This window comes from uncultured Pelagimonas sp., assembly GCF_947498515.1.
Classification (GTDB): Bacteria; Pseudomonadota; Alphaproteobacteria; order Rhodobacterales; family Rhodobacteraceae; genus Pelagimonas.
Window position 1 is genome coordinate 300970 of record NZ_CANMKO010000006.1, and the last position, 10594, is coordinate 311563.

A 10594-nucleotide genomic window follows, 5' to 3' on the forward strand; every position below is an offset into this window, starting at 1 on the left:
CCCGCCATCCGATTAAACGGCGATATTGTCGATCAAACGCACCCCGGCCAACCACGCAGCCGCCAGCAATCGCGCCGGGCGTTCGGGTTTGTCCAGCGTCGAAAGATCATCGCAGGCACGCAGATCCAGATATTCAACCTCGGTGAACCCGGCTGCCAAAATCCGCTTGCGCGCCTCTATTCGCAATTCCGAAGCTGACCCTCCGGCCCGCAACCCTTCGGCCATGGCCTCCATCGCGTCTCCCAAGGCGGGGGCCTTGATCCGCGCTCTGTCCGAGAGCAACAAATTTCGCGACGACATCGCCAAACCATCCTCTTCACGAATGGTCGGGCACCCGACAACCTCGGTCATCAAATCGAGATCAGCCGCCAGCCGCGTCACCACCTGCAATTGCTGAAAATCTTTTTCGCCAAAAAACGCCTGATCCGCCCGCGTTTGGGTGAACAACTTGGTCACAACCGTCGCTACCCCATCAAAGTGACCGGGCCGATGCGCGCCACATAATACATCCGTCAAGCCAGACACCGACACATTGGTCGCAAAACCATCCGGATAGATTTCCTCGGGGTTTGGTACATAAACCATATCCACCCGATGATGAGACAGCTTCTTGGCATCATCCTCTTCTGTGCGCGGATAGTTTTCCAAATCTTCGGGATTGTTGAACTGCTTAGGGTTCACAAAAATCGTAACGATAACCCGATCGCAGGCCTCTTCCGCGGCGCGCACCAAGCTCAGGTGCCCTTGATGCAACGCGCCCATTGTTGGCACAACGCCCACGCTCTCCCCGGCCGCTTTCCACTCTGCAACGCGGGATCGAAGGTCGGCTTTTGTACGAATAATCGGCGGGATCATTTGCCTGTCTCGCTCTTCTTTTGCGGTGCTTCATCGGCAAAAAGATGCTCTTGGGCCGGGAACGTTCGGGCGCGCACGTCTGCTGCATATTCTGCAAAAGCGGCCTCGGCTTGCTCACCTAGATTGGCATAGCGTTTAACGAACTTCGCCTTAAAGGCCGTGAACAACCCGATCATGTCATCCACCACCAAGATTTGCCCGTCACATCCCGCCGACGCGCCGATCCCGATTGTAGGGATGTTGATCTCGGCCGTCACCTCATCCGCCAGAGTTGCCGGAACTTTTTCCAGGACAACCGCAAAGGCCCCTGCGTCGGCCACCGCCTTGCTATCCGCCATCAAGGCGTCGCCGGCATCGCCGCGCCCTTGAACTTTGTAGCCGCCAAGCGTGTTGATAGATTGTGGCGTCAGCCCAACATGCGCCATCACAGGAATGCCCCGCGCTACCAAAAACGCGATGGTGTCTGCCATGGCCACACCACCTTCAAGCTTCACGGCGGCGGCACCAGTCTCTGACATTATACGTGCCGCGTTGCGAAAGGCCTGTTTGGGGCTTTCCTCATAGGACCCAAACGGCATGTCGACGACCATCATGGCGTTGCGAAGCCCGCGGGCCACGGCTTGACCATGCAGGATCATCATCTCCATGGTCACGCCCAAGGTCGACGGCAACCCGTGCAAAACCATCCCGACACTGTCCCCAACAAGGACAAAGTCACAATGGGCGTCCATCAGTTCGGCCATTTGCGTTGTATACGCTGTTAGGCTGACCAAAGGCTCACCGCCTTTGCGGGCCCGAATATCGTCGGGCATTGGGGCCCGTTTCTTTGCTGTCGCGCTCATATCCGCGTCCTCCACGCAAGAATATTTCGCGGGGGTGTATCATTTGCTGCGCTGCAGAACCAGTGCGGATTTGTTTCGGCTCGTGACGTCAGCGCAAAGAGGTGATCGCATGTGATTGCGCATGGAAGGAAACCTCGGCTCTAGAGGCCGCTGCAAGTTGCCCGCCATCGGCACTCGCAAGGTCACAGGTCACCCCGTGTTCCATCACCTTGTAAATCCACACCTGCCCCTCAACAATTTGACCACAAATCAACGCCTCTTGACCGTTTTGCATGCGACCTGCGTTCAAAATCGTCAGGGATGACACGTCCTTTTGCTTTAGCTGAGTGGCCAGCAAATGGATGGCGTCGCCCGCTTGGAAACGCTTGGCCAGATCAATCGCGGACAGTATCTCATCCTGAGACACATGTGACAGTTGTCGGCCCACTTCATTCGGGCGATAGGCCTGTATGTCCTCCAAACTCGCGTCAAACTTGTTCTTGGGCAAATGGGCATTGTCATGTTGTACGCACTCATACAACGTAACCCCATGCCCTTCGATCGGCGTTGCATAGCAACTTCCGCTTAGGGTTGAGACCATGAACGCCATCATCTTGTCACCCTCGATTGGCTTGTAAGTGCCACTGCCGATCTGAACCAAAAAATCTAGCGGAGATATGCGGCCACAACACATCGCAGTGCCAACGCGCAACGGGTCGGTCAATTGTCCCGTTACACTGGCGCATGTTATAATTGCTTTGCGATGCGGTAACATGGCGTTGGCATCGATAACGTTCTGCATCTCTTGGCCCAACGCGTCATCCGCAACAACTTTTAGGTCGGGATGCATGGCTAACCATTCCGCGATTTTTGGGCGCAATGGTGATTTGGTATTGAGCAAATAGAAGGGCTTGTCGAGCTTGGCCAGTGCCGGATCAATACCGCCTTCAAACCCGGTTTGCTCTTTGGCAAGCTCTGGGTTTTCTAGCACCCATTTTCGCCCCGCATGCGCCAAAAGCATGTAATCCTTTGCGTGCATAGCCTTCAAAGCCGCGCTTACATCACCCCAAGTTTCCTCAATTAGAACACCGGAGTTTCCGACAAACTGCGCGTGGCCGCCATTCAAGACCTGTGCGAGATAATAGTCGCAGTTAAAAGCCTGACGCGCGACCGCATGGATTTCTTTTCGCTTATAAAGCCCCTGATTCGACAAGGTATTCACATAATCAACAACGGCGTTGACCAACGGGTTCGAATCCTCGGGCCACGCATCAAAGGCGGACTTGGGAACGATGATGTCAGAGGTCGTTTCAACGGGGACATCAACCGGAGGCGTCGCGTCCCTGTGTTCGCCTTTACTCCAGGGTCCGTCCGCCACGGGTGGCACGTCGTCCATTGTTGGCTCATTTACACCCGCTGAAAAGGGTCGTCCAACACCAGCGCGACGGTTTTCAAAAGCATCGCTTGCGGCGTCTCGACTGAATGCACGTTTGATCAATTCCAACATAAAACCACTCCGAATATTTACCCAATCGTTAATCGCATAATAGGGCGCAACTTTGACGCGATAAGAACAATGCAAAGGCTGCGCTTGATTACCGCCCCAGTTGCGGCAACACTCTTCCCCATGCCTTACCCAAAGGGAGACACCCATGTCGCATTTTCGCAAAGCTTTATTGGCAGCCACGTTTTTGGCCGGGGCCGCTCAGGCTCAGCAAACTGATCTGACAATTGCCATCCAACTGGAACCGCCGCATCTCGACCCCACATCCGCCGCAGCCGGTGCCATTGACAGCGTGCTTTACTCCAATGTTTTCGAAGGTCTGACCCGCTTTACGGAAACCGGCGCGGTTGTGCCCGGCCTTGCCGAAAGCTGGACCATTAGCGACGATGGGTTGATCTATACCTTTACCCTGCGCGGCGGCGTCACCTTCCATGATGGCACCGATATGAACGCAGGCGATGTGAAGTTCAGCCTTGATCGCGCCCGCGCCGAAGATAGCGCCAACGCGCAAAAGGCGCTTTTTGCCGGGATAGCCGAGGTCAACGCGGTTGATCCGCTAATCGTTGAGGTGATCCTTTCCAAACCCGATGGCAATTTCCTATTCAACTTGGCTTGGGGCGATGCGGTGATTGTTGCCGAAGAAAGCATCGACGGCATCAAACAAACACCGATTGGCACCGGCCCTTTCAAGTTCGCTGATTGGAAGCAGGGGGATAGCATTTCCCTTGCCCAGAACGACGCCTATTGGGGTGAAAAACCGGCCCTGACCGAGGCGACGTTCAAGTTTATCTCGGACCCAACCGCCGCCTTTGCGGCAATGATGGCTCAGGACATTGATGCGTTTGCGGGCTACCCCGCGCCCGAAAACCTCCCACAATTCGAGGCCGATCCACGGTTTCAGGTGCTTGTCGGATCGACCGAAGGCGAAACGATCTTGTCGACCAACAACCTCATGCCACCGCTGGACAATGTCCTTGTCCGTCAGGCCATCGCCCATGCCATCAACCGCCAAGATATCATTGACGGCGCGATGTTCGGCCTTGGCACCCCAATCGGCAGCCATTTTGCCCCGCATAATCCGGCCTATGTCGATCTGACCGGTAACTCAGCCTACGATCCAGAGAAAGCTAAAGCCCTTTTGGCCGAAGCCGGATTTGCCGATGGCTTTACCACAACCCTCAAACTCCCGCCGCCAAGCTATGCGCGTCGAGGCGGTGAAATCATCGCCGCACAATTGCGCGAGGTCGGCATTCAGACCGAGATTAGTAACCTTGAATGGGCGCAATGGCTTGAAGAAGTGTTTCGTGGCAAGGATTTTGGTCTCACCATCGTGAGCCACACCGAACCCTTTGACATCGGGATTTATGCGCGGCCCGAGTATTACTTCCAATATGACAACGCCGATTTCCAAACGTTGATCTCGGACCTGACCGGCACAACAGACGAGGCCGCCCGCAAAGAGATGATCGCCAAAGCGCAGACGATCATTTCCGAAGATTACGTCAACGGCTACTTGTTTCAGCTCGCTTATCCAACGGTTGCCGATGCGCGGCTTGAGGGGCTTTGGCTAAATCAACCGACCCAAGCCACCGACCTAACCGGTGTGCGCTGGACCGAGTAAACTAGGGTTTGGCGGCGGCTTTGATCATATCCGCCGCCTTTTCCGCAATCATGATTACCGGCGACGCCGTGTTGCCCGAGGTGATGCGCGGCATGATCGACGCATCAATCACCCGCAATCCCTCCATGCCGCGCACCCTAAGTTCGGTATCGACCACGGACATGTCATCACTGCCCATGCGGCAGGTACTTACCGGGTGAAAAATCGTCGTGGCGATGTCGCCTACCGATTTCAACAACTCGTCTTCACTGGCCACAGAGGGGCCGGGCAAAATTTCTTCGGGCGCATGTGGGGCCAAGGCCTTGGCCGTCATGATTTGCCGCGCCTGTTTCACCGATGTTACCGCAATCGCCTTGTCCACCTCGGCAGAAAGATAGTTCAGGCGGATATCGGGTTGCTGATCCAAATCGGGGCTTTGGATATGACAGGTCCCGACGCTTTCAGGCCGCAAATTACAGACCGACATTGTGATCGCCGGAAACGGATGCAGCGGGTCGCCCAATTTGTCCGTCGACAAAGGTTGTACGTGATATTCGAGGTCAGGTGTGGCCTTGGACGGGTCGGATTTGGTGAAAATACCAAACTGGCTTGGGGCCATCGACATAGGCCCCGATTGCGTCAAGGCATATTGCATCCCGATCTTGGCCTTGCCCCAAAGGCTATTGGCCATGGTGTTCAACGTCTTGGCATTCTTAACCTTATATACAGTGCGGATTTGCAAATGATCTTGCAGGTTTTCACCCACCCCCGCGCTTTCATGGCGTGCCTCGATCCCAAACTCAGACAAGACATCGGGGCGACCAATCCCGGAAAGCTCAAGGATTTTGGGCGAATTGATTGCCCCCGCTGCCAAAAGCACTTCGCCCTGTGTCCGGGCCTCCATCAATTGGCGCTTGTGGCGGAATTGAACGCCAACCGCGCGCTTGCCCTCAAGCACGAGATGATCCGTTTGCGCATGGGTCATAACCCGCAGGTTGGGCCGTTTCATCGCCGGCTTCAGAAACGCTTTTGACGCATTCCAACGCACACCTGCCTTTTGATTCACTTCGAAAAAACCGGACCCCTCGTTGTTGCCGTCGTTGAAATCGTCGCGTGGCATAATGCCAAACTCCTTGGCACCCTCCTGAACCGCGCGCAGAATGTCCCATTCCAATCGCTGCTTAGAGACCTTCCATTCGCCGCCACCGCGATGCATGTCGCTATCGCCGCCATGGTGGTCTTCGGATTTGAGGAAATAGGGCAAGACATCGTCCCAGCCCCAGCCGGTATTGCCCATCTGCCGCCAGGTGTCGAAATCCGCCGCCTGCCCGCGCATATAGATCATGCCGTTAACCGAGGTGCAGCCGCCCAACACCTTGCCACGGGGATAGACCAAGGAACGGCCGTTCAGACCCGGTTCAGCGGCGGTTTTCATCATCCAATCGGTGCGTGGATTGCCGATGCAATAGAGGTAGCCCACCGGAATATGGACCCAATGGTAATTGTCCGATCCCCCCGCTTCGAGGAGCAGAACCCGACACGATGGGTCTTCGGTCAGCCGATTGGCCAGCACACAGCCAGCCGTGCCAGCCCCGACAATAATATAGTCGAATTCACCGTCTAACTTTGTCGCCTGCGTCATAGGTCCCCCAATGCTCCTCAGCCCCTAGGGCAGCCGAGCGATTGAATGCTCTTTCTTGCCCGACGTCAACGAGAGAGCGTTTCCACAAACTGTGACCAAGCGCCCTGGCGTCACCTGTGTCAAATATCTAATATTTACAATATAACGTCATGACCCTTAACCCTCCACGATCCGGTCGCTCAGATGGTCAAACGATTGATGCAATATCCACATGCGGCGCTTCAGGCGATGCATGTCAAAAAAACGGCCATGGTGTTGCCTGAACCAGAAGGCAAACGCATTGGGCAATCGGGCGTAGGCAAGGACATCAGCCTATTGGTTTTGGGAGATTCATCGGCCGCGGGCGTGGGTGTTTCCAACCAAAACGACGCTTTGACCGGTCAACTTGTCTCCGAACTGGCTGAGGACCATCGGGTCAGTTGGCAGCTCATAGCACAATCCGGGGCCACAACCGGATGGGCCCGGGAAGTTTTGTTACAAGAAAATCCGCTAAATGCGCAATTTGTCGTGGTCGCACTCGGGGTAAACGACGTCAAAAACGGAGTTCCACTCCGTGTTTGGCAAGCGCGGATTCAGCAAGTTCTTGATCTACTGGCCGATCGCCATGGCGCATCAGGAATCTACTGGTCAGCCCTTCCTCCTATGGGTCGCTTTCCCTTGCTGCCTGACCCGTTGCGCCAGCTTCTTGGCCAGCGGAGCGACCGGTTTGATGCGGCGCTACGGGGATTGCTTGAACGCCACCCCGCCGGACGCCACTTGCCGCTCGATCTAGATTTAGATGAATCGCATATGGCTTCAGATGGATTTCATCCAGGTCCTTTGATTTACAAACAATGGGCTCAAAAAGCAGCGGACATGATCCGGGATGATCAGGATCTCAACAAGGGTGCCACTACTTTGCTTGGGTGACCGAAGCTCCAACGGCCAAAGCACCCAGTGAGCACGGACTGTGTTGATAGATCGGTTTGCATGTGGTGCCGTGCCAGCATTCCCATCACCAAACGAAGTTAGATATTCATATTTGGGACATGTCCGCATTTTTTGTTGCGTCCTTTGGCTTTTACAGAGAAACTATCCTGACACTTGGTATTGACGTGCCGACCAAAGCGCACGGGTCAAGAGGAACCCTTTGTCCGTAATTGATCTCAGCAAGCTTCCCCAAGCCGAAGACAATCTTCGGGATTTTCTGGACTCTGTTTGTGAAACTCATGAACTTGATTTTGCGGCCTATGCGGGTGTTAACCCGGTTGCCCAATCTGTCCATGGGTTCGTAAATTACCCCGATGAATGGCAGACGCTTTATGTGGAGCAAGGGTTCCAATACAAGGATCCGACATTGATCATGGCAACGCGTAGCATCGCGCCGGTGGATTGGCATAGGCTTCGCAATGAACAGAGTTTTCAGTCTGTCTTTCGCGCAGCACATGATTTTGGCATTTCCGAACAAGGCCTTACGATACCTGTGCGCGGACCGTTTGGGGATGTTGGATTGTTCAGCGTGACGCGCGATTGTCCTGACGCGGAATGGAAGCTTCTCAAAAAGAAAATCCTTGGCGAACTGCAAAATGCCGCTGTGCACCTGCATGACAACGTTGTTCACTCGCACGCTTTGACACGATCGTTGACACATCCAACTCTCTCTGCGAGAGAATGCGAAATTCTACAATGGACTGCCGCTGGCAAGACCCAGCAGGATATCGGCGATATTCTGAGCATCTCTAATCGGACAGTAGAAGTCCATTTGCGGTCTAGCCGGTCTAAATTAGGTGCCTTAACGACATCTCAGGCCGTCGGACGGGCCATCGGAATGGGCCTTATTCATCCAAATTAACCAATCTACGGGATTTCCCCAATAGCGGAGGAAATCGAAAGCATGATCATCTCGTACCTGGATAGGGTAGTGGAGAAGAACCATGATTATTGTCGTCGATGGCCTCAACAGAGAACGTTACACCCGGCTTCTGGATGAGATGTTTGCCCTTAGGGCACGGGTTTTTGGTAAACGCCTTGGATGGGAAGTTGACATCAAGGAGGGGAAAGAAATCGATCAGTTTGACGCGTTAGATCCAGCCTATGTGATTGGCGTCAACGATGAGGGCAAGGTCGTGTCTTGCGTTAGAGCCCTTCAGACAACAGGCCCTCACATGCTGTCTGACGTGTTCTCTGCGATCTTGAACGGGGAGCAACCGTTGCGAAGCGCCACACTCTGGGAATCGACTCGATTTTGCGTAGATACCGAAGCGCTAGACCGTGGAAAGTGCCGAAATTCAGTCTCTTATGCGACCTGCGAATTGATGGCGGCGTCGCTTGAATACGCCCAGCAGTCGGGCATATCGGACATTGTAACAGTGATCGACCCTGTGATGGATCGGGTTTTAAAGCGGTCGGATTGCGCCCCATATGGGTACGTCGGAAAAACCACTCCGATGGGCAAGGTTTCGGCCATGGCGGCTTTGTTGGATTGTAGCGATGAACGTATCAATAAAATCAAAGATTTCGCTGGAATTGAAGGGGACGTTTTTATGGATGAAACGCAAGCCGCTGCGCTGGCCGATCCAGTGGAACCAGTTATTGATCCAAGCGTAATGGCCGCCATTCTCGCCGCGCGAGCAGCACCCGAACAAGACAGCAGTAGCCTGCTCGAACAATATTGCCTCGATCAAGCAACCGCCGCAAATTCGCGGGACGAATTACATGCCGCCAATCGCTTGGCAGGGGTTCTGTTTGAAGAGGGAATGATATCGCACCAACGGCCCCGGTTTTTTGTTTGTTAAAGAGTACGAGTTTAACAAGTGCTTGACCCCGAAGGAAACTTCGGGGTTTTTGTTTGTCTTGCTGGTTTCCCTAGGTGGAACAATGCTCCCCTTTTGCTCGAACATCATGAGGTGCCAAGCCATTCCACAACACTGATTTTTTACCTAACCTTCACAGAGCGAATGGGCCCAGAAGTTCCTCGTTTGCGCCATCTGCAATGACATACAGCCCGTTGACGGGGTGCGAGGTATTTGAAAACGGCATCAGCCGTTTCGCCGCAGACAAATAACAGTGGCATCACGGTCCGAAAAGGCCAGATCTCCCAATAAGCTTGCAAAGATTATCGGTAAGACACCGGTTAAAAACCTTTACAGGAAAAATTCAAAAACGAGTTTTTTCACCTTGTGTCCTCTATGTTTACTTGGATATACGCGTCGGTGGAGACGTGGCCGAGTGGTCGAAGGCGCTCCCCTGCTAAGGGAGTAGGCCCGGAAGGGTCTCGAGGGTTCGAATCCCTTCGTCTCCGCCACTAAATCTGGCTAAGATTTTGGATCTGGAATTCAAATTTCTTTATTGCGCGTTAGGGTACATTTCGGGGTGCCAAGGTAAGCATTTTATGCAGATCTGTGTGGGAAGGCATTCTTGTTTCAGTACTTTAAGAACCTACGCCTGAACCAATTATTCAAATCTCCGGCAAAAACTGCAACCAGCACCTCGTAACGAATAATTCTTCAACCTCGTGTCAACGCACGCTTCAGAGCATTGACCTTCTATTTCATCTTTGAACCTGAGTTTGCAATCCAGCGGCAGGCTGGGAGAAGGGCCAGAGCGAGGAGAGCGTCCGGAACGGTTGGTTGTCGCGGTAGAGGGGCAAGTCGCTTGCACACACGACCGCGATATTGATCAGCTCCATCATAAGCCTGGTAAAGTCATCCATGACTGGCACCACTATCAAGCGGTCATTCAGCGCAGACCGGGGCATTCCGCAACGGTGCGGCTAATTGCAGTGATGCCCAACATCGTCCGCCGCCTGCAGCCCTAAGGGTGGCAGAGATCGTCGTGTCCAATCCCTCGTGTTATCCCACGACGAAGACGCAGTTCTGCGTGGCGTAGAACGAGCGCTGGAAGCGGGTGTGCCGACCAAGACGCACATCTTGAACCTTCTGCACAGGCTGAGCATCCGGAGATCGATCCACCTGATGCTCTCGCCTTGGAAGCGGAACGGCAAATGTCGATCTTCATTGAGACCTAAGACAAGCAGGAGGAAATCGTTATCTTACAGGGGTTTGCGTTGTCATCACGCAGCATAGTCTGAAGCTTCATCACCCCAAAGGCATTTGAACCGCCCCGTTTTTCCCGGAGGCTGATTACTCCGTTTCAGGCGACTTTATCGAACTTGTTGCATTGTTCATAGAACT

The 10594-nt window shown here is 54.0% G+C and carries 8 protein-coding genes and 1 tRNA gene; 5 read left to right on the top strand and 4 right to left on the bottom strand.

The genetic code is table 11. The features are described from left to right. Positions 1 to 12: 12 nt before the first annotated feature. The 3 genes from panC to Q1A43_RS13660 all read right to left on the bottom strand — a co-directional run bounded on the left by panC (position 13) and on the right by Q1A43_RS13660 (position 3183). On the bottom strand, positions 13 to 855 hold the full coding sequence (panC, locus tag Q1A43_RS13650; protein ID WP_299936013.1) for a pantoate--beta-alanine ligase: 843 nt from the start codon (positions 853 to 855) through the stop codon (positions 13 to 15). Then, positions 852 to 1697 (bottom strand): 3-methyl-2-oxobutanoate hydroxymethyltransferase, encoded by an 846-nt coding sequence (gene panB, locus Q1A43_RS13655; RefSeq protein WP_299936016.1) that lies wholly within the window; start codon positions 1695 to 1697, stop codon positions 852 to 854. The genes panC and panB overlap by 4 nt, the downstream gene beginning before the upstream one ends. Positions 1698 to 1785: 88 nt before the next feature. Further along, positions 1786 to 3183 (bottom strand): hypothetical protein, encoded by a 1398-nt coding sequence (locus Q1A43_RS13660; RefSeq protein WP_299936019.1) that lies wholly within the window; start codon positions 3181 to 3183, stop codon positions 1786 to 1788. 145 nt (positions 3184 to 3328) lie between these two features. Between Q1A43_RS13660 and Q1A43_RS13665 the strand changes: the two genes are divergently transcribed. After that, positions 3329 to 4801 (top strand): ABC transporter substrate-binding protein, encoded by a 1473-nt coding sequence (locus Q1A43_RS13665; protein WP_299936022.1) that lies wholly within the window; start codon positions 3329 to 3331, stop codon positions 4799 to 4801. A gap of 1 nt (position 4802) precedes the next feature. Here Q1A43_RS13665 and Q1A43_RS13670 read toward each other — a convergent pair whose 3' ends face one another. After that, positions 4803 to 6422 (bottom strand): GMC family oxidoreductase N-terminal domain-containing protein, encoded by a 1620-nt coding sequence (locus Q1A43_RS13670; RefSeq protein WP_299936025.1) that lies wholly within the window; start codon positions 6420 to 6422, stop codon positions 4803 to 4805. Positions 6423 to 6620: 198 nt separating this feature from the next. On the opposite strand from Q1A43_RS13670, the gene Q1A43_RS13675 reads away from it, so the two are divergent. The 4 genes from Q1A43_RS13675 (at position 6621) to Q1A43_RS13690 (ending at position 9705) form a co-directional block, all read left to right on the top strand. Beyond that, positions 6621 to 7331 carry an SGNH/GDSL hydrolase family protein gene (locus Q1A43_RS13675; protein WP_299936028.1) on the top strand — a complete coding sequence of 237 codons (711 nt, stop codon included), beginning with the start codon at positions 6621 to 6623 and terminating at the stop codon, positions 7329 to 7331. A gap of 220 nt (positions 7332 to 7551) precedes the next feature. Beyond that, positions 7552 to 8253 (top strand): autoinducer binding domain-containing protein, encoded by a 702-nt coding sequence (locus Q1A43_RS13680; RefSeq protein WP_299925970.1) that lies wholly within the window; start codon positions 7552 to 7554, stop codon positions 8251 to 8253. Positions 8254 to 8335: 82 nt separating this feature from the next. After that, on the top strand, positions 8336 to 9196 hold the full coding sequence (locus Q1A43_RS13685) for an acyl-homoserine-lactone synthase (protein WP_299936030.1): 861 nt from the start codon (positions 8336 to 8338) through the stop codon (positions 9194 to 9196). A gap of 419 nt (positions 9197 to 9615) precedes the next feature. Beyond that, positions 9616 to 9705: transfer RNA gene (locus Q1A43_RS13690), tRNA-Ser, on the top strand. Positions 9706 to 10594 lie beyond the last annotated feature (889 nt).